Consider the following 20472-nt stretch of genomic DNA (forward strand, 5'->3'; position numbering starts at 1 on the left):
AATCGCCTGATGAGCCTGCTAGGCATTAGTGGTGTGCTGCGGCATAAATCCACGCGCACGACAGTGACCAACCCGAACAATCCCCGGTTTGCTGATCACTGCAAACGATCCTGGCAAAGCGTCTCACGTCCGGATCAGTGGTGGGTAGCAGATTGAACAGCTCCGGCCGAATGCAATACCTCACCGGCTCCATTGCCGTGACAATGAAAGTGATGATGTGCTTCGAGCTCTGATCCTTGTTCTGATGAACAACGAACACCTCAACCAGTCGGTCGCGCTTGCTCGCGGTCGGCATTGGATCCTCCATGTGCAAGCGAAGGAGCAAATCGCCGATCTCACGACCAGTCAACCCATCTGAGGTATCGGCAAGGACGTCGGCAATCGCCTTCAGGACTGAGTACGACCAAGAAGACGGGGCGTAGCCATGCTAATTCGCCACCCGCGTGTTGATGTGCAAGAGCACAGGAGGCATACGCTGACTACCTACTTCTTAGACGTAAGCCCCGTTCGAAACTCCACCACATCCCCATCCACCATCACGTACTCCTTACCCTCCTGCCGCACCTTGCCCGCGGCACGCGCCTCGGCCATGGAACCGGCGGCATCCAAATCCACAAAGGAGACGATCTCGGCCTTAATGAAGCCCTTTTCAAAGTCGGAGTGGATCACGCCCGCCGCCTGCGGGGCGGTGGATCCCTTGCGGATCGTCCAGGCACGCGCCTCCTTAGGCCCGGCGGTGAGGTAGGTCTGTAAACCCAGGGTGTCGAACCCGGCGCGGGCGAGCGTCGCCAGTCCCGGCTCGTCCTGCCCCACGGAGGCCAGCAGCTCCATGGCCTCCTCCTCGTCGAGTTCCAGCAGTTCCGCCTCGGTGGCGGCATCGAGGAACACGCAGTCGGTGGGGGCCACCAGCTCCCGCAGCTCGGCCTTTCGGGAATCAGAGGTCAGCACGGCCTCGTCGGCGTTGAACACGTAGAGGAAGGGCTTGGCCGTCATCAGGTGCAGCTCGCGAAGGTCCGCCAGCTCGATCTCCCCCGCCACGGAGGCGGCGTAGAGGGTGCGGTCGTCCTCCAAGATCGCCTGCGCCTTCTTCGTCGCGTCCACCAGCGCGGCCTTGTCCTTATCCTTGCGCGCCTCCTTCTCCAGGCGCGGCAGGGCCTTCTCGATGGTTTGGAGGTCGGCCAGGATCAGCTCCGTCTGGATCACGGAGATGTCGGCGGCGGGGTCCACCTTGCCGTCCACGTGCACCACGTTGTCGTCCTCGAAGGCGCGCACCACCTGGCAGATGGCGTCAGCCTCGCGGATGTTGGCGAGGAAGGCGTTGCCCATGCCCTCGCCCTCGGAGGCGCCCTTGACGATGCCCGCGATGTCCACGAAGGACACGGTGGCGGGCAGGATGCGCTCGGAGCCGAAGATCTCCGCCAGGCGGTTCAGGCGGGGGTCGGGCAGTTCCACCAGGCCCACGTTCGGCTCGATGGTGGCGAACGGGTAGTTGGCCGCCAGCACGTCGTTGCGGGTCAGCGCGTTAAAAAGGGTGGACTTTCCGACGTTGGGCAGACCGACGATTCCAAGAGTAAGGCTCACGGTGGCCTATCCTATCAAGCCTTGCTCACAGGTCAGGTTCCGACTTCTCGCGGGGCGCCCGTCCTCTATCCCGCCGTAATCTACTATGGCGTTGACACCTCCGCAGCCCAGGTTTCGATGGGGTCAGTCGGGCTGCTGGTACTGTTGCGGAGCATCAACGGGTCAATCATGATGCGGCCCCACTGTTTCCTCGGCATAGAACTACTGCCTGCCATCCTAAAAAGTAACCTCGACTCCATGAGTACCCTCCCCTCCCTCTCCCGCCGCGCCCTCACGGGCATCCTCGGCGGCGCGGGCGTCCTCCATTTCCTCAAACCCCAACCCTTCGACCGGATCGTTCCCGCCTGGGTTCCCGGTTCCCCGCGCCTGGCCACCTACGCCAGCGGCGCGGCCGAGCTGGTCATCGCGGCGGCCCTGACCCACCCCGCCACCCGGACCCCGGCTGCCAGGGCCGCGGCGGCGCTGTTCGTGGCGGTGTTCCCCGCCAACGTGGAGATGGCCCGCCAGTGGGTGCCGCAGTCGCGCGCCAAGGCCGCGATCTCCCTGCTGCGCCTGCCGCTTCAGGCCACGTTGATCCGCAGCGCGCTGCGGATCGCTCGCTGAGTATCCCGCCCCGGCGCGTTCGAACACCCGCTAGCCCCGTGCTACCCCCATCGGGCAGAATGACTCCTGTGACGGATAAGGAAGTAGCAGACGTCGAGGTGCACGAGGCATCGCCCGAGACCCAGCCGCAGGAGCAAGGTCCGCCACCCGTGGATCGCTCCGTCGTCATCAGCGACTCTCTGCGCACCACCGCCCGGTTGTGCCTGCGCGTGCTCGTCATCGTGATCACGGCACTGGTGGGTTCCTTTATCCTCCGCGAGTTCTGGCAGGGGCTTCTTCCAGTGATCCTGGCGATCATCGTGTGCACGGTGTTGGCTGGGCCCACGAATTGGCTGCGGCGCCATCGCGTGCCACCGGCACCGGCGGCACTGCTGACGCTGCTGGTCTTTTTCTCCCTCATCGGCGCGGTATTCGTGTTCATCGCCCCGGATATCGTGCGCCAGTCGGGCGTGCTGTATCTCCAGGCCTTCGACGGCATCCAGCGCCTGCGCCTGTGGCTGGAGCAGCCCCCGCTGAATATCGGCTCCTCGGAGTTGGACGTAGTGATCAACGAGGCCGCCACCTGGCTTCAGGAGCAAGCCGGGGCCATCGCAGGCGGCATCCTCTCGGGGGTGTCCACCGTGACGTCGATAGCCGTCACTCTGGGCGTGGTGCTGGTGCTCACGTTCTTCTTCCTCAAGGACGGCCACCGCTTCCTACCCTGGCTGCGCGGGGTGGCCGGGCAGCGCCAGGGGTGGCACGCCACGGAGCTGCTCACCCGCGCCTGGCGCACCCTGGGCGGCTTCATCCGGGCACAGGCCCTGGTCTCCCTGGTGGACGCGGTCTTTATCGGCCTGGGCCTCATCATCATCGGGGTGCCGATGGCCCTGGCGCTGGCCGTGATCACGTTCGTAGCAGGTTTTATCCCCATCATCGGGGCCTTTACCGCCGGGGCGCTGGCCGTACTCATCGCCCTGGTCTCCCTGGGGGTTCCGCAGGCGGTGGCCACCCTGGTCGTGGTGGTGGCGGTGCAGCAGTTGGAGGGCAATATCCTCTCACCCATCCTGCAATCGCGCGCCATGAACCTGCACCCGGTGATCATCCTAGTTTCGGTGACCATCGGTGGCAGCCTCTTCGGCATCGTCGGGGCGTTCCTTGCCGTGCCCGTGGCGGCCATGATCGCGGTGCTCTTCCGCTACCTCCAGGACATCACCATGCTGCGCTCCGGGGAAAAGACGCTAGGCGAGGTTCCCTTTGTCACCGAGGAGGGAGCCGCCGTGGGCGAGCTGAGCGTGGCAAGCGGCCTGGAGCTGCGCGCCCGGCACTACGGTTCCGATAACGCCACGGCCCACTAGGATTAATGCACGTGTCTCATGTGACCCCTCAACCGCGCAATGCCTCCGGTTCTACCGCCGCCGGGCTACCCACGTGGTCCGGCGTGGCCATCGTGCTGGCCGCACTCCTCACCGGCCTGCTGCTGAGCATGATCCACCACGCCATCGGCGCGCCGTACATCATCCTCTTTGTGGTGTCCAGCCTCGGGGTGGCTCTCTTTACGGAGGTGCGTGGCCTCTTCATCACCGTGGCCTGCCTCCCGCTTTCCTTCGCCGCCGTGACCGTGCTGACATCCTGGCTCAACGGGCGCGCGCTCAGCCCCAATATCTCGGGGCTGTCTACCACGGCTCTCGTCACGGCGGTCTACCCGCTTCTGCAACTCTTCCCGGTGCTTTTCCTCGTCACTCTGGGCTGCGCCCTCATCGCCTTCCTGCGCATCTCACTGCTGCGCCGCCAAGGCGCCGAGATAGAAAGGAAGGAGCGCGAATCACGGCGGCGCACCGCCGAGGCGGATCGGCGCAACCGGGAGACCGTCAGCAGGCTCCACTCCACCTCCACGGCCCGACGCCCGCGCCAGCGCGCCGAGAACCAACGTCCCGCCCAGCGCCCGCCGCGCACGGCGGCACCCCCCGCCAAGGAAGACGCACGGTCCCCCTGGCCCGCCGACCGCGCCCGGGCGACCTACCGCCCGCAGCGCCCTCCCCGTTGGGATCAAGGCGAGGAACAGGGCCGCCACGAGCGGCGCCGCACTTCCTATCCCCCATCCCGGACTCCGCACCGCCGGGATTACTAGCACCGCCCCCGCCAAGGAGCGGTTTTTGCACACTCGCGGATCTTTTTCTCATCCTTGTGTGGCGCCAGTGATTCACCCCCGTCACACACCACCCCGAATACCCGATTACGTCCGGGCCGGGCGCAGATCCCTCGGTAGGGCGAAGGTGATCTTTTCGCTGGCGGTGGTGACCTCCTCCACGGAGGCGTAACCGCGCTGCGCCAGGGACTCCACCACGTCGCGCACCAGGATCTCGGGCACGGAGGCCCCGGAGGTCACGCCCACGGTGTCCACGCCGTCGAACCATGCGTCCTCGATCTGGTCGGCGTAGTCGATGAGGTAGGCGGCCTGGGAGCCGTGTTGCAGGGCCACCTCCACCAGGCGCTTGGAGTTGGAGGAGTTCTGGGATCCCACCACGATCATGAGCGGGCAGCGCTGCGCGATGGCTTTCACGGCCACCTGGCGGTTTTGCGTGGCGTAGCAGATGTCGTCGCTGGGCGGGTCCTGGAGGTGGGGGAAGCGCCGGTGAAGTTTTTCGCGAATCTGCATGGTCTCGTCCACGGACAGCGTGGTCTGGGAGAGCCAGATGAGCTTGACGTCGTCGAGGAAGTCCGGCAGGGCGTCCACCCCGTCCAGGCCATCGACCAGGTGGGTGACCTCGGGGGCCTCGCCGGCGGTGCCCTCGACCTCCTCGTGGCCCTCGTGGCCGATGAGCAGGATGTGGTAGCCATCGCGGGCGAAGCGCTTGACCTCGTTGTGCACCTTGGTCACCAGGGGGCAGGTGGCGTCGAGGGTTTGCAGCTGAAGCCCCCTGGCCTCGCCGCGCACCTGGGGGCTCACGCCGTGGGCGGAAAAGACCAGGTGGGAGCCCTCGGGCACCTCGTCGGTCTCCTCGACGAAGATGGCGCCGCGCTCGGAGAGGGTGTCCACCACGTAGCGGTTGTGCACGATTTCCTTGCGCACGTAGACGGGGGCGCCGTATTTTTCCAGTGCGCGTTCCACCGTTTCCACGGCGCGGTCCACGCCCGCGCAGTAGCCGCGCGGGGCGGCGAGCAGCACCTTTTTGTCTCCGTCTGTCATGGTCGCGGTCATGGTGACCACAGTATCCAAAGCGGGGTGCACGGGCATAGACTGGGTGAACCGTCTCTGTCCGCCATCGAAGGGGAACGCATGGCTAAAGCCGTCACCACCGCCCAGGCCCCGCTGCCGGTTCGCGAGGTCAATGCCTTGGTCAAGGGGTGGATCGAGCGCCTGGGTCACGTCTGGGTGGAGGGGCAGCTGACCCAGGTGAACATGAAGCCCACCTGGAAGCTGTCCTACCTCACGCTGCGCGACACCCAGGCGGAGGCCTCCGTGCAGCTGACCTGCCCCACCTCCCTGCTGCGCGACGCCCCCTCTCCCTTGCGCGATGGCGACCGCGTGGTGGTCTACGGTAAGCCGGCGTTCTACGCCGGGCGCGGTTCCTTTTCCCTCTGGGCCACGGAGATTCGGCACGTGGGCGTGGGCGAGCTGCTGGCCCGCATCGAGCAGCTGCGCCGCGCCCTGGCCGCAGAGGGACTCTTCGATGCCTCCCGCAAGCTTCCCCTGCCCTTCCTGCCGAACCGGGTGGGGCTGATTACCGGGCGCGGTTCCGCCGCGGAGCGCGACGTGCTCTCCGTGGCCCGGGATCGCTGGCCCGAGGTGGACTTCCGGGTCATCAATACCGCCGTGCAGGGGGCAAACGCGGTGCCGGAGATCATCGAGGCGCTGCGCGACCTGGACGCCGATCCCGAGGTGGACGTCATCATCATCGCCCGCGGTGGGGGCTCGGTGGAGGACCTGTTGCCCTTTTCCGAGGAGGCTCTGCAACGCGCCGTGGCGGCGGCGCGCACCCCGGTGGTGTCCGCCATCGGGCACGAGCCGGATAGCCCGGTGCTCGATCACGTGGCCGACCTGCGCGCCGCGACCCCCACGGATGCCGCCAAGCGGGTGGTACCGGACGTGGCCGAGCAGCGCGCCCTGCTCGCGGAGCTGCGCGCGCGCTCGGCGGCGGCGCTGCGCGCGTGGGTGCGTCGGGAACAAGAACGCCTCCACCAGGTGCGCTCACGGCCGGTGCTGGCCGATCCCGCCACGCCCATCACCCGGCGCCGCGAGGAGATCCAGCGCGCCCTGAGCGCCCTGCGTCGAGACGCAACGCACCTGCTGGACGCGGAGCGCTCCCGGGTGGCATCGCTGCGCGCGCAGGTCTCGGCGCTCGGCCCCTCGGCCACGCTGGCGCGCGGCTATGCTGTGGTGCAGGTTGTGCCCCGCGATGGCTCCGAGGCTCAGGTGGTCACCACCATCGAGCAATCGCCGCCCGGCAGCCAGCTGCGCATCCGCGTGGCCGACGGCTCGATCACCGCCGCCGGCATGTCCACCACCCCCGCGAATTAGGAGCACAAGCACGTGAGCAATCCAGATACCTTCGGCAGCGGTCGGCCCGCCGAGCTCCCCGAGGCGTCCACGCTGAGCTATGAGCAGGCCCGCGACGAGCTGGTGGAGGTGGTCAAGATCCTCGAACTCGGACAGATGGGATTAGACGAGTCCCTGGCCTATTGGGAGCGCGGCGAGGCCCTGGCCGCCCGCTGCGAGGAGCACCTGGCGAGGGCCTCGGCCAGGGTGGAGCAAGCCCTGGCTCAGCGCAGCTCCGCCGAGGCCGCCGATTCCCCTGCGACCCCCGACGCCGAGCGCAAGGGCTGAGCCTGGGCGGTGGCCTCGATGAGGGCACGGAACTCCTCCTCGGTTGCGGCCCCACTGATCAGCAGGCGCGCGTCGCCTAAGTCCGCCACCCACAGGTCGCGCACCTCCCGATCCGACGAGGCGTAGACCTCGGTGGCGGTCCCGGCCACGTCGATGGTGCGGTCGTGATCGCGCAGCTCGTCGTCGTAGCCGCGGGCGGCCTCGTCCCCGGGCAGGTCGGTCTGGGCGAGCTGGAGGTACCCGCCCCGATCGGTGATATATCCCACCGTCGGCGCCGGGCGACCGCCCACGGAGGTACGCCGCGCGGAGTTAGAAACCCAGCCCTCGGGTGCCTCCGGCAGGCGCACCGGGAAGGAGGCACCGGCGGCCTCCATACCCAAAAACGCCGCGGCATCCGCGGTGGGAACGGGGCCGTTTTCCGGGTTACCCGGATCGAAGGAGCAAAGCCCGGTGGCGCCCACCCCCACCACCATCATCACCACGATGGCGCCGAGGGAAAGCATCATGTCGCGGCCGTCTTGAAAGAGCCTTGGTTTTTCTGCCACGCGCCCCAGTATCGCACTAACGCGCCCCCGCACCGAAACCATCGACGCGTGCAAGCAGAGACCTCCGCCACCCGGAAAACGCAGGAAAAGTACGCGCCGCTACCCTCATATGGGTGCAATGTGCCCGGCCTTACGCCCCCTAGTGCAACAATATAGGGGTTCCTTGGTAGTACCTTGCCCCACAGGAGGCCGCAGTACAGATGAATGAAAGCCGTCCAGACAACCAGAAGAACGCCGAGGTGCCGGATCGCAACCTCGCCATGGAACTGGTCCGGGTGACCGAGGCGGCGGCGCTGGCCTCCGGCCGGTGGGTGGGCCGCGGCATGAAAAACGAGGGCGACGGCGCCGCCGTGGACGCCATGCGCGAGCTGATCAACTCCGTGAACATGAACGGGGTGGTGGTCATCGGGGAGGGTGAAAAGGACGAGGCCCCCATGCTTTTCAACGGCGAGCACGTGGGCACCGGCTTTGGCGCGGAGGTGGACATCGCCGTGGACCCGGTGGACGGCACCACCCTCATGGCCGAGGGCCGCCCCAACGCCATCTCCGTGATCGCCGCCGCCGAGCGCGGCTCCATGTACGACCCCTCCGAGGTGTTCTACATGCGCAAGATCGCCGTGGGCCCCGAGGCCGCCGGGAAGATCGACATCGAGGCCCCCGTGGGTCACAACATCAACGCCGTGGCCAAGGCCAAGGGACTGCATCCCTCGCAGGTCACCGTGGTGGTACTGGATCGCCCCCGGCACACCGACCTCATCGCGGAGATCCGCCGCGCCGGGGCCAAGGTACGGCTGATCTCCGACGGCGACGTGGCCGGCGCCGTGGCCGCCGCCCAGGACGACGTCGCTAATTCCGTGGACATCATGATGGGCACCGGCGGCACCCCCGAAGGCATCATCACCGCCTGCGCCATGAAGTGCATGGGCGGCGAGATCCAGGGCATGCTGGCCCCCCGCAACGACGAGGAAAAGAGCCGCGCCCTGGCAGCCGGGCACAAGCTGGGCCAGGTGCTGGGCACCAACGACCTGGTGCGCTCGGACAACTGCTACTTCGCCGCCACCGGCGTGACCAACGGCGACATGCTGCGCGGGGTGACCTACCGCAGCAACGGCGCCACCACCCGCTCGCTGGTCATGCGCTCCAAGTCCGGCACCCTGCGCTACCTCGAATCTCGCCACCAGCTCTCCAAGCTCCAGGAGTACTCCGCGGTGGACTACCTCTCCGACCTCTGAGGTCACCATCACACCTACCCCGGCGGCGCTTATGCGCCATACTGGACTATGGACTAGCACACGCGAGAAGCAAAGGTGATAGCAATGACTGAATACCGCATTGAGCACGACACGATGGGCGAGGTCAAGGTCCCCGTGGACGCCCTCTGGCGCGCCCAGACCCAGCGCGCGGTGGAGAACTTTCCCATCTCCGGACGAGGCCTGGAGGCCGCCCAAATCCGCGCCATGGGTCTGCTCAAGGCCGCCTGCGCACAGGTGAACAAGGATTCCGGCGCCCTGGACGCGGAGAAGGCCGATGCCATCATCGCCGCCGCCAAGGAGATCGCGGCGGGCAAGCACGACGACCAGTTCCCCATCGACGTGTTCCAGACCGGCTCCGGCACCTCCTCGAATATGAACACCAACGAGGTCATCGCCTCCCTGGCCAAGGCCGCGGGCGTCGAGGTTCATCCCAATGACCACGTGAACATGGGCCAGTCCTCCAACGACACCTTCCCCACCGCCACCCACGTGGCCGCCACCGAGGCCGCCGTCACGGATCTCATCCCCGGACTGACGGTGCTGCGCGACTCCCTGGCGGCCAAGGCCGACCAGTGGAAGTCCGTGGTCAAGTCCGGCCGCACGCACCTCATGGACGCCGTGCCCGTGACCCTGGGGCAGGAATTCGGCGGCTACGCCCGCCAGATCGCCGCCGGCATCGAGCGCATCGAGGCCACTCTGCCCCGCCTGGGTGAGCTGGCCATCGGCGGCACCGCCGCCGGAACCGGCATCAACACCTCCGCCGACTTCGGGGCCAAGGTCACCGAGAAGCTGCGCGCGCTCACCGGCCTGGACGAGCTGAACGAGGCGCGCAACCACTTCGAGGCCCAGGCCGCGCGCGACGCCCTGGTGGAGTACTCCGGTGCCATGCGCACCGTGGCGGTTTCCCTGTACAAGATCGCCAACGACATCCGCCTGATGGGCTCCGGCCCGCTGACCGGTCTCTCCGAGATTCGCCTGCCGGATCTCCAGCCGGGTTCCTCCATCATGCCGGGCAAGGTCAACCCAGTGCTATGCGAGACGGCCACGCAGGTCTCCGCCCAGGTGATCGGCAACGACGCCGCCGTCGCCTTCGGCGGCACCCAGGGCCAGTTCGAGCTCAACGTGTTCATCCCGATGATGGCCCGCAACGTGCTGGAATCCTCCCGGCTGCTGGCCAGTACCGCGCGCGTGTTCGCCGAGCGCCTGGTGGACGGCATCGAGCCGAACGAGGAGCGCATGAAGACGCTGGCGGAGTCCTCCCCCTCCATCGTCACCCCGCTGAACTCCGCCATCGGCTACGAGGCCGCCGCCAAGGTGGCCAAGCACGCCCTGGCCGAGGGAATCACCATCCGCGAGGCCGTGATCGACCTCGGCTTCGTGGACGGCGAGAGGCTCACCGAGGAGGAGCTGGATAAGCGCCTGGATGTGCTCGCCATGGCGAACACGGATCGAGATAAGCGCTAACGTCTCCAGCCTTGCGCGACAGCGCACCAAGAACCCCCGCGAGTCCACCCCGACCCCGGGGGTTCGTTCTATTCCCGTTAACGTTCCCTAGGCCCACCGGCCACGGCCACACCATCCGCGGTGCTCGCCGCGCCCCACAGCGCAGATCCCCGCCCACCCAGGACAACAAACGTTCCGTTCCCCGCCGCAGACCACCGAATATACTGGGTGCAATTTTGCACGGAGTGCACTTTTGGGGTACGTTCGTGCCCCGTGCAGGAAGAAAAAGCCTCTCTCAGGGAGAAAAAACGCCGCGCCACGCTCCACGCCATCGAGGATCACGCCACCCGCCTGGTGTGCGAGCGAGGCTACGAGTCCGTCACGGTGGAGGACATCTGCACCGCCGCAGGGGTATCCCGCCGCACCTTCTTCAACTACGTGGACTCCAAGGAGATCGCCATCTTCGGCCGCCCGGCGCGCCTCCCCCCGCCCGATGCGCAGCACCGTTTCCTCCACACCACGCACGCGGATCTCGTGGCGGCGGTCGTCGATACGCTCTTCGATGCCTTCGTGGCCGAGCACGATGGCCAGCTGCTGCGGCGCCGCAAGACGATACGCCAGGCGCATCCGGAGATCTTTTACGCCCGGTTTGCCCAATCCCACGAGATCCACCAGGCGGTGGCCGGGATGGTCACCCGCTACCTGGACGCCCACCCCCAGCGACGACGCCTGACTTGCCCCACCGAGCACGAGGCGCACGCGGTGGTCACCCTCGCCGGAGCGGCCATGCAGTTGGGAATGCGCCGGTGGATGAACGGCACCGGGAACACCGTGGAGGCGCTGCGCGGCAGCATTCATGGCGCACTGGATGATTTGACAGCAATAGAGAAGGAACGATGACTATCCAAGAAACAACGCAGGAACGGCAGCAGCGCCTGCCCTGGATCATCGGCGCGCTCATGCTCGCCATGCTGATGAGCTCCTTAGGCCAGATGATCTTTTCCACCGCCCTGCCTACCATCGTGGGCGATCTGGGCGGGGTCAATCACATGACGTGGGTGATCACGGGCTTCCTGTTGGGGCAGACCATCGCGCTGCCCATCTTCGGCAAGCTCGGCGACCAGATCGGCCGCAAGGGGCTCTTTCTCTTTGCCAACGCCCTGTTCGTGCTCGGTTCCCTCGTCGGCGGTCTGGCGCAGTCGATGAGCATGCTCATTGTGGCGCGCGTGCTTCAGGGCATAGCCGGCGGCGGCATGATGATTCTCTCCCAGGCGATCACGGCGGAGGTCACCACCCCGCGCGAGCGCGGCAAGTACATGGGCGTCATGGGCTCCGTGTTCGGCATTTCCGCCGTGCTCGGCCCCATCCTGGGCGGCTGGTTTACCGACGGCGTGGGCTGGCGCTGGGGTCTGTGGCTCAACGTGCCCATCGGGGTGCTGGCCATTGCCGCGATCTCCGTGCTCCTTCAGCTCCCGCCCAAGCCCAAGCGGCTCAACTTTGACTGGCTGGGCATGGTCACCATGGCGATCGCCACCGCCGCGCTGGTGCTCTTTATGACCTGGGGCGGCAACGAATACGAGTGGGGCTCACCGATGATTCTCGGGCTTATCGCCACCGCCGTGATCGTCGGCGCGCTCTTCGTGTTCGTCGAGACCCGCGCCCTCGATCCCTTGGTGCCCATGAGCCTGTTGAAGAACCGCAATTTCGTACTCACCACCGTCGCAGGCTTCGGCATCGGCGTGTTCATGTTCGGCTCCCTGGCCTACCTGCCCACCTACCTGCAGATGGTGCACGGCATGTCGCCCACCCGCGCGGGCCTGATGCTGCTGTGCATGATGGTGGGCCTGATGGGCACCTCCATCGTGGTGGGCAACCTGGTCTCCACGTTCGGCCGCTACAAGGCATTCCCGATCGTGGGCCTGCTCATCGTGGCGGTGGCGATGACGCTACTGTCCACCCTTCGGGCGGATAGCTCCCTGGTAATCGTGGGGATCTACATGTTCTGCTTCGGCTTCGGCATGGGCTGTTCCATGCAGATCCTGGTGCTCATCGTGCAAAACTCCTTCCCCGTGGGGATGGTGGGCACGGTGACGGCCACCAACAACTTCTTCCGGCAGATCGGCGGCTCGGTGGGCTCGGCGCTGGTCGGCGGGCTCTTCGTGGGCAATCTCACCACGCAGCTCCAGCGCAACCTCCCCGGCGGCCAGCAGCTCAGCAGCGGCGCGACGAGCCACCTGACCCCCAGCGCCCTGTCCTCCCTCCCGGAACCCCTGCGCCAGGCCATCGAGGTGAGTTATAACGACGCCCTGACCCCCATCTTCTTGCTCCTCATGCCCCTCGCAGTGCTGTGCTCGGCGCTGCTGTGGTGGGTCAAGGAGGACAAGCTAAAGGAGACGATCTCCTAGCATGGCTCTCCCCGACGCGGCCCTGGGCGCCATGTGGTGCGGTCGGCCACCGGCAGGCGGGAGGCAAAAATAAAAGGCAGGACCTGGGCCCCGCCGCGTGCGTATGAGTCTTAGTTATCGGGAAGATCCTCCACCGCGATATTCGGCTTGGGCAGCAGCTTCTCCCAGACGTCGGTGTCGCGCCATTGCCCGCTCATTTCCCCGTAGGGCATCTTGGCCAGATGGTGATAGGTACCCACCTTCTCAAAGCCACGGGACTCATGCAGCTTGGCCGAGCCCTCGTTCTCCGGGAAGATCCAGGAGTGGATGGCCCACTTATCCAACCTCGTGCAGGTCTCCACCAGGTGATCGAGCAGCGCCCCGGCGATCCCCCGCCCACGCGCATCCGGACCGATATAGATGGAATCCTCCACCACCCCGCTAAAGACCTGGCGGGAGGACACCGGCGCGGCCGATACCCAGCCGAGAACCTTGGCGTCGTCGTCTTCCTCCACCGCCACAAAGACGGTTTCCATGATCTTGGAGGTGCGGAATTTCTCCCAGGTAGGCGCCTTGCGCTCGTAGGTGGCATGCCCGGTATCTAGACCATGCTCGTAGATGGCCTGCACCTGCGGGAAGTCCCGTTCCTCGAACGCTCTAATCCTAAAGGACGCTTGTGACATGAAGACGATTGTGACGCTTTCCCTCGCCGCGCGCAACCAGGACCCATGTCGCTAGGACTGCACCTCCGCCTGGTATTGCCCCTTGTCGTCGCGCGCCCAGGAGATCCGGCCGCGCTGGAAGTCCTGGGCCCAACCGCGTTCCCCCGATAGGGCTTCCTCCGCTGCCACCGGCAGGCCCACGGGCGCGTTCAGCGCCCCCTCCCCCATCCAGATGCGCGCGATCTTGCCACCGATCTTCTGCGCCCCGGTGTCTGGGGAGTACACCACCGAGGAGCCATCGCTGAGCTCCACCAGGTAGCGCTGTCCTTCCCCCGTGGTCAACGCCAGCACCGCCGCGCCGCGCCGCTCCGCGGCCGACACGGCGTGCGCCACCTCCCCGGGCACGGGGGTCTGCCCGATCGTGGCGCTAGCGGGCACCTCGGCGGTGCTCGTCGGGGTCTCGCTGGCCCGGGGGGCCGCCTCGCCCTCCCGGTCGGCGGTGCAAGCACCGAGGAACAGCGCGGCCATGAGCACGCCGATCGTGGTTTTCTTCATCTCTTCCTCCTGCGTTGCCCGACGCGCTTATCCCGCTGACTGCCGCGCCGGGCCTGCTGCTTGGCCCTGGTCTTTTCCCTGGCGCTGCGCTTGGGCGCCGCCTGACGCGAGGAATTCGCGGTGCGCCCGCGGGCAATACCCACGAAGTCCTGAATCGCCTCGCTATCGCCCAGCCTGGGCCACACCAGGGCGATCTGCGTTTGGGGCACGGCGTCGTCGCGTAGTTCCAGGGGCACCACCTGCTTACGGCTGAGGATCTTCAGCAGCGGTCGAGGGGCGATGGCCACCCCGACGTTCGCGGCCACCACCTGGAGGGCGGCACGCACCGCCGGTACGTCTACCGCGCCGGAGTCGGCAAGGCGGTACTGCACCATCTGCCCCTCCAGGTCGGCGGCCGTCACAGGCTCGCCCACCTCGGCGAAGATGCTCTCCTTGGGCACCGCGACGCCGCACGCCTCGGTGTAGAGCAGCACCCGGTGGTGCCGGTCATCCATCCGGGCGTCGGGCAGGCGCACCAGCGCGAGGTCGGCCCGACCGGATTCGAGCAAACCCAACGGGTCATCGCTGCCGTGGGCGTCGATCCCCCCGTGGCGGGTGCGCTGCGCAAAGCGGTCGCACCATTTTCCCGGTTCCGTGCCGGTGGCAAAGGCAAAGCGCAACATGGGGGTAATGCTACCGTGAGACACCATGAGCGAATCGCATCAGGATCAGCGCCTCCCCTCCGGCACCGCCATGAAGCCCCAAACGGCGGCCAAAAAGCTCGGCATTTACCTGCCGGCGGCACCCGAGGACGTCCGCACCACCGCCATAACCCACGCTCAATTGCGCGAGTGGCAGCACAATCCGCCGGAGTGGCTGGCGGAGCTACGGCGCACCGGCCCCCACCCGCGCCCCGTGGTGGCCCAGAAGCTGGGCATTACCATCGCCGCCCTCAAGCGACACGGCATGGACAAGCCGCTGACTACCCAGGAGATCAAGGATCTCCTGGGTAGTCAGCCCGAATGGCTCGGGCGGGAGCGCGCGGCCCTCGCCGAGGGCCGCGCCGCCGGAACCCAGCAGGACTCGCCCGCCTAGGCGAGCATCGTCCAGTCCTCGATGCCCTCATAGAGGGGGTAGTGCTCGGCGATCTTGGCCACGCGCGCGCGCAGCGCCTCGACGTCCGCGCCCTGGCCCGCGGCCAGGGCGGTGCCGATGATGTCCGCCACCTCCTCGAAGGCCGCGGCATCCAGGCCGCGAGTAGCCAGGGCCGAGGTGCCGATGCGCAGGCCGGAGGACACTGCCGGCGGGCGCGGGTCAAAGGGCACGGCATTACGGTTCACGGTGATGCCCACCTGGTGCAGCAGATCCTCGGCCTGCTGCCCGTCCAGGGCGGAGTGACGCAGGTCGGCCAGCACCAGGTGCACGTCCGTGCCGCCGGTGAGCACGTCCACACCGGCCTCGCGGCAATCGGCGGCGGTCAAGCGCTCGGCCACCAGGCGCGCGCCCTCCAGGGTACGAGCCTGACGATCCTTGAACTCCTCGGTGCCTGCGATCTTCAGAGCGGTGGCCTTGGCCGCCACCACGTGCATGAGCGGGCCGCCCTGCTGCCCGGGGAAGACGGCAGAATTGAGCTTCTTAGCCCATTCCTCCTTGGCCAGGATCAGCCCGGAGCGCGGACCTCCCAGCGTCTTGTGCACGGTGCTCGACACGATGTCGGAGTGCGGCACCGGGGAGGGATGCAGCCCAGCGGCCACCAGGCCGGCGAAGTGCGCCATGTCCGTCCACAGCACCGCCCCCACCTCGTCCGCGATGGCGCGGAAGGCGGCGAAGTCGATGGTGCGCGGGTAGGCCGACCAACCCGCGATGAGTACCTTCGGGCGGTGCTCCAGGGCAAGCTCGCGCACACGATCCATGTCGATGCGCATCGTCTCCGGATCCACCTCGTAGGCCACCACGTCGTAGAGCCGCCCGGAGAAATTGATCTTCATGCCGTGGGTGAGGTGGCCGCCGTGGGCCAGGGAAAGACCCATGATCTTATCCCCGGGGCGGGCGGCCGCGTGCAGCACGGCGGCGTTGGCCTGGGCGCCGGAGTGTGGCTGCACGTTGGCGTACTCCGCGCCAAAGAGGGACTTGGCGCGGTCACGCGCCAGATCCTCGATCACGTCCACGTGCTCGCAGCCACCGTAGTAGCGGCGACCGGGGTAACCCTCGGCATACTTGTTGGTGAGCACCGAACCCTGGGCCTCAAGAACCGCTCGCGGCACGAAGTTCTCCGAGGCGATCATTTCCAGGGTGCTGCGCTGGCGGTTCAACTCGCCCGAGATCGCCCGCGCTACCTCGGGATCCACCTCGGCCAGGGAAGTTGTGCGCACGTCCTTGCTCATCGCGGCCTTAGCCACCTTTCCTTTCGGGAGAAATCTTCCCCTGAAAGTGTAGCGGCATCACACCCCTTTACCCATCTCTTTACACCCGCAGGGCACAATGGTGGGCATGCCTCGTGCCGCCGTCGCCAGCCCATATCTCGACTTTGACCGCTCCCAGTGGGGAAAAATGCGCCAATCCATGCCCCTGGTGCTCACGGAGGAAGAGGTCGTCCAGCTGCGCGGCATCGGGGAGAACATCGACCTCGCCGAGGTCGCGGAGGTCTACCTGCCGCTCAGCCGCCTCATCCACCTCCAGGTGGCCGCGCGCCAAAAACTCAGCGACGCCACCGAGACCTTCCTGGGGGGAACCCAGCGCTCCCCCCTCGGCCACGAACATCCGCCCTTCATCATCGGCCTGGCCGGCTCGGTGGCCGTGGGCAAGTCCACCACCGCCCGCGTACTCCAGGTGCTCCTCCAGCGCTGGGACACCCACCCCAAGGTGGATCTGGTCACCACCGACGGCTTCCTCTACCCTGCCGCCGAGCTGCGCGCCCGACGCATGATGAACCGCAAAGGATTCCCCGAGTCCTACGATCGACGCGCCCTGCTGCGCTTTGTCACCGAGGTCAAGTCCGGCGCCGCCGAGGCCCACGCCCCCGTGTATTCCCACCATCTCTACGACCGAGTGCCCAACGAGCGCCACGTGGTACGCCGCCCGGACATCCTCATCCTCGAAGGCCTCAACGTCCTCCAAACCGGCCCCACCCTCATGGTCTCCGACCTCTTCGACTTCTCCCTCTACGTGGACGCCCGCACCCCCGTGATCGAGCAGTGGTACATCGATCGCTTCCTCACCATGCGCAAGGGGGCCTTCCGCAAGCCCGGGGCGCACTTCCGGCACTTTGCGGAGTTAGACGACGACACCGCCACCCAGGCCGCCCGCGAGATCTGGCAGTCCATCAACCTGCCCAACCTCGTGGAAAACATCCTGCCCACCCGGGTGCGCGCCTCCCTGGTGCTCACCAAGGACAGCGACCATCGCGTGCAGCGGGTCAGGCTGCGCAAGATTTAGCCGCGACCGTGCACATCACCGGTTAGTCGTGCTCCCGAGAAATACCCCTCGCCCACTCCACCAACGGATCGAGCTGGGCCAGGTCTATGCGATCGACGTCCTTGTTATAGGCCTCGATCATGGCACGCTCGTTGTCCGTTTTCCCCGGCTTGAGCCGCAGCGCCCCCACGATGCCGCGCATGATCTGGCGGTGGGTGGTGGAGATCCGGGAGTAATAGAGCGCGCCGGGCAGGTAAAAACGGCGGGTGGTGGCAGCCTTGGCGCCCAGAATCCCGGCCATCTGATCCTTGCGACGCGCCTCATCCGCGAGGGTCATGCCCACCGCGGCACAGGCCACGGGGCGGTCTCCCAGGTCGTGACGGGCCACGTAGGAGGCGGCCGCGATGCTGGGACCGAAGACCGGAGAAAGCACGATGAGCGGGGTGGTGTCCTGCGGGTCGAGCCGGGATACGGGGGCATCGTCGGAGGAAAGGACCTCGGCGGTAGCCCCCAGTCGCCCGGCCAGGGCCTCGGCGTAGCGGCGGGTGGCCCCGTAGGTGGTGGCGTAAAGCACCTGGATCACGATAAAAACCTACTTTCCAAATCGGCGGGTGCGCTTGGAGTATTCGCGCAAGGCGCGCAGAAAATCGATGCGGCGAAAGGCCGGCCAGTACGTGTCGGTGAACCAAATCTCCGAGTAGGCGGCCTGCCACAGCAAAAAGCCGGAGAGGCGCTGCTCGCCGGAAGTGCGAATCACCAGGTCGGGGTCGGGCTGCCCCGAGGTGTACAGGTGCCGGGAGATGGAGTCCACGGTCACCTTGTCTACGATCTGTGCGGCGGGGGTGCCCGCGGCCACCTCGTGCGCTACCAGATCGCGCACGGCATCGACGATCTCCTGGCGACCCCCGTATCCCACCGCCACATTCACCGCGACCCCGGTATGGTTCTCGGTGGCGGCCACCGCGGCGGTGATCCGGTGAGCGACGCCGGGGGGCAGCAGGTCGAGGTGGCCCACCAGGCGCACGCGGCAGTTGTTATCCGGGTGCGCCAGCTCGTCCACCACGTCCGCGATGATGTCGAGCAGCATGCCCAGCTCCTCGGGGCTGCGCCGCAGGTTTTCCGTGGACAGGAGATAGACGGTCACCAGCTCCACCTGGGTGTCGCGGCACCAGCGCACCATCTCCCCGATCTTGCGGGCGCCTACCCGATGGCCGTGGCTGACGTCCTCGAAGCCGGCCTCCCGCGCCCAGCGGCGGTTGCCGTCACACATCACGGCCACGTGCCGGGGCTGGGGCAGCCCCCTGAGCTCCAGGCGCAGTCGCGTCTCGTAGAGGGGGTAGAGCAGGCGACGCGGGAGGAGATTCACCCGGCTCATTATACGCCTCCCTCGTCCCCAGCTCGGCGGAATACCGTGGCTAGAGCCAGTGCTTCTTCTTGCGATCCAGCACCCCGGCCTCGGCCATGGCCTTGTCGAGGGTTGCCTCGTCGAAGGGGTCGATGCCGTGCGATTCCGCGAACATGCGGCGCCGGTTCATTCTGCTAAACCGGCGGTGAAAGGCCCAACCGAGGTAGAGGACGGCGGCAAAAAGCACCACGATAACCAGCAACCCGATGGGCGAGGCCTTGCCGAAGTCCGCCCCCAGCGGCCCGTTGCCCTGCTGCGCCAGCGTCATCGAGGAGACGGCATGGGCGGCGTAGGCGGAAAGATCAGACACCATCATCACACCCCACAGTGTATTGCGTATTGCGCACTCGTCGCTAGTCCAAGCCCCCGTCCCCGGCGACGCCAGCGAAGAGATCCCCCTCCGGCAGGGTGGTGGCCACCCGGGTGGCGGCCAACTCGAATTCCTCCGTGGGCCACAGGCGGGCCTGCTCCTGGGCGTCGATGACGAGGAATCCACCCCGGGGGTCCACCTGGGTGGCGTGCGCGCGCAGGGCGGCGGCGCGCGCCTCAAAGTAGTCCGCGCAGGGCACCTGGGTAGTCACCCTGGCCATGATGTCCTCGCTGTCTTGCATGAAGCCCAGCATCCTCTCGTAGGGGCTCTCCTGGCCGCGCTCCACCAGCAGGTCGTGGAAGGCCTTGATCCGCTCGTAGACGAAGCCGTGCGTGTAGTAGAGCTTCAGCGGCTCCCAGGGTTCCTGGTTCCGGCCAGTATCGCGCGCCGTGGTGACCACCGCCGGATCGCCCGCCTTCGCCCAGGCGATCATGGAGGCCTCGTGCACCTTCAGGTGATCGGGGTGGGGGTAGCCGCCGTTTTCGTCGTAGGTAATGATGACGTGGGGGCGAAAGTCCCGGATGATCTCCACCAGCTCCGCGGCAATGTCTTCGCCGCTTTCCCGCGCGAAGCACCCCTCCGGCAGCGGGGGCAGCGGATCGCCCTCGGGCAACCCGGAGTCCACGTAACCGAGCCAGCGGTGCTCGATGCCCAGCGCGCGGGCCGCCTCGGCCATCTCCTCCCGGCGCACCTCATCGATGCGTTCCCGGATGCCGGGGCGATCCATCGCGGGATTGAGAATATCGCCGCGCTCCCCACCCGTGCAGGTGACCACCATCACTCGGTGCCCCTCGGCGGCGTAGCGCGCCATCGTGGCCGCTCCCTTGGAGGATTCGTCGTCGGGGTGGGCATGAATGGCCAGGAGGCGCAGTCCGGTCACGTCGATCACTCTTTTCTGTCTCCTCGATGTCTCCAGCGGGGTATCCGCGCCCTTACATACTAGGGCCCTCCGTTGCCCTGGCACGGATATCAATCGGCTAATCTAGACGGGACTGTCCGCACACGTTTTGCACTGGTGGTGGGAAACTATGGCCTCGCAGCCTTTTGAGCGTCCACAATCCCGGTACGGTGCCGCCCGGCCCGCCCGGGGTTCCGGCGGCATCAGCGGGAAGATTATCGCCGTCCTCATGGTGGTGCTCCTGATCGCGCTCGTTATCGTGGTAGCGCGCTTCCTCGCCACGCGCGACGACGCCACCGTCAAGGCCTCCATGACCAACTTCGAGCGAGTGGACGAGGCCACCATGCACCTGGACATCGACGTCACGCGCAACCAACAAGATGTGCCCAGTTACTGTATTGTCACCGCGATGAATTACGACAAGGCCGAGGTGGGCCGCCGCGAGGTGCTGATCCCCGCCGGCGGGCCGGAAACGCAACGCATGGCCGTGGAGATTCCCACGCGCGAGCCGGCCGTTTCCGGCAGCGTCTACGGTTGCTCCACCCAGATTCCCGCCTACATGGATCTGTAGAGATT

The 20472-nt window shown here is 66.9% G+C and carries 23 protein-coding genes; 12 read left to right on the forward strand and 11 right to left on the reverse strand.

Annotated elements, in window-relative coordinates; genetic code table 11:
• Positions 1–483: 483 nt before the first annotated feature.
• On the reverse strand, positions 484–1581 hold the full coding sequence (gene ychF / locus H7347_RS09180) for a redox-regulated ATPase YchF (RefSeq protein WP_186337444.1): 1098 nt from the start codon (positions 1579–1581) through the stop codon (positions 484–486).
• Positions 1582–1818: 237 nt separating this feature from the next.
• On the opposite strand from ychF, the gene H7347_RS09185 reads away from it, so the two are divergent.
• From H7347_RS09185 to H7347_RS09195, 3 genes are read left to right on the forward strand one after another with little or no spacing between them, the layout of a single operon-like run.
• The gene (locus tag H7347_RS09185) at positions 1819–2184 is read left to right on the forward strand and encodes a hypothetical protein (RefSeq protein ID WP_152823222.1); all 366 of its coding nucleotides are present in this window, start codon (positions 1819–1821) and stop codon (positions 2182–2184) included.
• 59 nt (positions 2185–2243) lie between these two features.
• On the forward strand, positions 2244–3518 hold the full coding sequence (locus H7347_RS09190) for an AI-2E family transporter (RefSeq protein WP_152823223.1): 1275 nt from the start codon (positions 2244–2246) through the stop codon (positions 3516–3518).
• Between the two features lie 11 nt (positions 3519–3529).
• Positions 3530–4291 (forward strand): DUF6542 domain-containing protein, encoded by a 762-nt coding sequence (locus H7347_RS09195; protein ID WP_152823224.1) that lies wholly within the window; start codon positions 3530–3532, stop codon positions 4289–4291.
• Between the two features lie 105 nt (positions 4292–4396).
• Here the strand turns inward: H7347_RS09195 and H7347_RS09200 are convergent, their stop codons facing one another.
• On the reverse strand, positions 4397–5362 hold the full coding sequence (locus H7347_RS09200; protein WP_152823225.1) for a 4-hydroxy-3-methylbut-2-enyl diphosphate reductase: 966 nt from the start codon (positions 5360–5362) through the stop codon (positions 4397–4399).
• 78 nt (positions 5363–5440) lie between these two features.
• Between H7347_RS09200 and xseA the strand changes: the two genes are divergently transcribed.
• Together xseA and H7347_RS09210 are read left to right on the forward strand one after the other, a co-directional pair.
• Entirely contained in the window at positions 5441–6682 is a 1242-nt protein-coding gene (xseA, locus tag H7347_RS09205) for an exodeoxyribonuclease VII large subunit (RefSeq protein ID WP_152823226.1), read from the forward strand.
• A gap of 12 nt (positions 6683–6694) precedes the next feature.
• The gene (locus H7347_RS09210; protein WP_186337445.1) at positions 6695–6988 is read left to right on the forward strand and encodes an exodeoxyribonuclease VII small subunit; all 294 of its coding nucleotides are present in this window, start codon (positions 6695–6697) and stop codon (positions 6986–6988) included.
• On the opposite strand, the gene H7347_RS09215 is transcribed toward H7347_RS09210, so the two are convergent.
• The gene (locus H7347_RS09215; RefSeq protein ID WP_370513955.1) at positions 6925–7533 is read right to left on the reverse strand and encodes a DUF4245 domain-containing protein; all 609 of its coding nucleotides are present in this window, start codon (positions 7531–7533) and stop codon (positions 6925–6927) included. The genes H7347_RS09210 and H7347_RS09215 overlap by 64 nt on opposite strands.
• Positions 7534–7733: 200 nt before the next feature.
• On the opposite strand from H7347_RS09215, the gene glpX reads away from it, so the two are divergent.
• The 4 genes from glpX to H7347_RS09235 all read left to right on the forward strand — a co-directional run bounded on the left by glpX (position 7734) and on the right by H7347_RS09235 (position 12634).
• Positions 7734–8765, forward strand: coding sequence for a class II fructose-bisphosphatase (gene glpX / locus H7347_RS09220; RefSeq protein WP_152823227.1), 1032 nt, complete (start codon positions 7734–7736; stop codon positions 8763–8765).
• 84 nt (positions 8766–8849) lie between these two features.
• Complete coding sequence (locus tag H7347_RS09225) at positions 8850–10250, forward strand: class II fumarate hydratase (protein ID WP_152823228.1); 1401 nt, start codon at positions 8850–8852, stop codon at positions 10248–10250.
• A gap of 252 nt (positions 10251–10502) precedes the next feature.
• Positions 10503–11129 (forward strand): TetR/AcrR family transcriptional regulator, encoded by a 627-nt coding sequence (locus H7347_RS09230; protein WP_152823229.1) that lies wholly within the window; start codon positions 10503–10505, stop codon positions 11127–11129.
• Positions 11126–12634 (forward strand): MDR family MFS transporter, encoded by a 1509-nt coding sequence (locus H7347_RS09235; RefSeq protein ID WP_152823230.1) that lies wholly within the window; start codon positions 11126–11128, stop codon positions 12632–12634. The genes H7347_RS09230 and H7347_RS09235 overlap by 4 nt, the downstream gene beginning before the upstream one ends.
• A 110-nt stretch (positions 12635–12744) precedes the next feature.
• Here the strand turns inward: H7347_RS09235 and H7347_RS09240 are convergent, their stop codons facing one another.
• The 3 genes from H7347_RS09240 to H7347_RS09250 are packed head-to-tail and all read right to left on the reverse strand — an operon-like array spanning position 12745 to position 14492.
• Positions 12745–13296 carry a GNAT family N-acetyltransferase gene (locus tag H7347_RS09240; RefSeq protein WP_152823231.1) on the reverse strand — a complete coding sequence of 184 codons (552 nt, stop codon included), beginning with the start codon at positions 13294–13296 and terminating at the stop codon, positions 12745–12747.
• Positions 13297–13347: 51 nt separating this feature from the next.
• The gene (locus H7347_RS09245; protein ID WP_152823232.1) at positions 13348–13830 is read right to left on the reverse strand and encodes an LGFP repeat-containing protein; all 483 of its coding nucleotides are present in this window, start codon (positions 13828–13830) and stop codon (positions 13348–13350) included.
• Complete coding sequence (locus tag H7347_RS09250) at positions 13827–14492, reverse strand: LysR family transcriptional regulator substrate-binding protein (protein WP_152823233.1); 666 nt, start codon at positions 14490–14492, stop codon at positions 13827–13829. The genes H7347_RS09245 and H7347_RS09250 overlap by 4 nt, the downstream gene beginning before the upstream one ends.
• Before the next feature lie 25 nt (positions 14493–14517).
• On the opposite strand from H7347_RS09250, the gene H7347_RS09255 reads away from it, so the two are divergent.
• On the forward strand, positions 14518–14904 hold the full coding sequence (locus tag H7347_RS09255) for a DUF5997 family protein (RefSeq protein ID WP_152823234.1): 387 nt from the start codon (positions 14518–14520) through the stop codon (positions 14902–14904).
• Here the strand turns inward: H7347_RS09255 and glyA are convergent.
• The gene (gene glyA, locus H7347_RS09260) at positions 14901–16193 is read right to left on the reverse strand and encodes a serine hydroxymethyltransferase (RefSeq protein WP_152823281.1); all 1293 of its coding nucleotides are present in this window, start codon (positions 16191–16193) and stop codon (positions 14901–14903) included. The genes H7347_RS09255 and glyA overlap by 4 nt on opposite strands.
• Before the next feature lie 106 nt (positions 16194–16299).
• Between glyA and coaA the strand changes: the two genes are divergently transcribed.
• Positions 16300–17244, forward strand: coding sequence for a type I pantothenate kinase (gene coaA / locus H7347_RS09265; protein WP_152823235.1), 945 nt, complete (start codon positions 16300–16302; stop codon positions 17242–17244).
• A 22-nt stretch (positions 17245–17266) separates the two neighbouring features.
• Here the strand turns inward: coaA and H7347_RS09270 are convergent, their stop codons facing one another.
• From H7347_RS09270 to mca, 4 genes are read right to left on the reverse strand one after another with little or no spacing between them, the layout of a single operon-like run.
• The gene (locus H7347_RS09270) at positions 17267–17806 is read right to left on the reverse strand and encodes a flavodoxin domain-containing protein (RefSeq protein WP_186337446.1); all 540 of its coding nucleotides are present in this window, start codon (positions 17804–17806) and stop codon (positions 17267–17269) included.
• Positions 17807–17815: 9 nt separating this feature from the next.
• Positions 17816–18598, reverse strand: coding sequence for an isoprenyl transferase (locus H7347_RS09275; protein ID WP_152823236.1), 783 nt, complete (start codon positions 18596–18598; stop codon positions 17816–17818).
• Positions 18599–18638: 40 nt separating this feature from the next.
• The gene (locus tag H7347_RS09280; protein WP_186337456.1) at positions 18639–18944 is read right to left on the reverse strand and encodes a hypothetical protein; all 306 of its coding nucleotides are present in this window, start codon (positions 18942–18944) and stop codon (positions 18639–18641) included.
• A 37-nt stretch (positions 18945–18981) separates the two neighbouring features.
• Positions 18982–19878: a mycothiol conjugate amidase Mca gene (gene mca, locus H7347_RS09285; protein WP_186337457.1), complete on the reverse strand. Its 897-nt coding sequence runs from the start codon at positions 19876–19878 to the stop codon at positions 18982–18984.
• Positions 19879–20026: 148 nt separating this feature from the next.
• On the opposite strand from mca, the gene H7347_RS09290 reads away from it, so the two are divergent.
• Positions 20027–20467, forward strand: a complete 441-nt coding sequence (locus H7347_RS09290) for a DUF4307 domain-containing protein (protein WP_152823237.1) — start codon at positions 20027–20029, stop codon at positions 20465–20467.
• Positions 20468–20472: the final 5 nt, after the last annotated feature.

It is taken from the genome of Corynebacterium sp. zg-331 (genome assembly GCF_014267345.1).
Lineage (GTDB): Bacteria > Actinomycetota > Actinomycetes > Mycobacteriales > Mycobacteriaceae > Corynebacterium.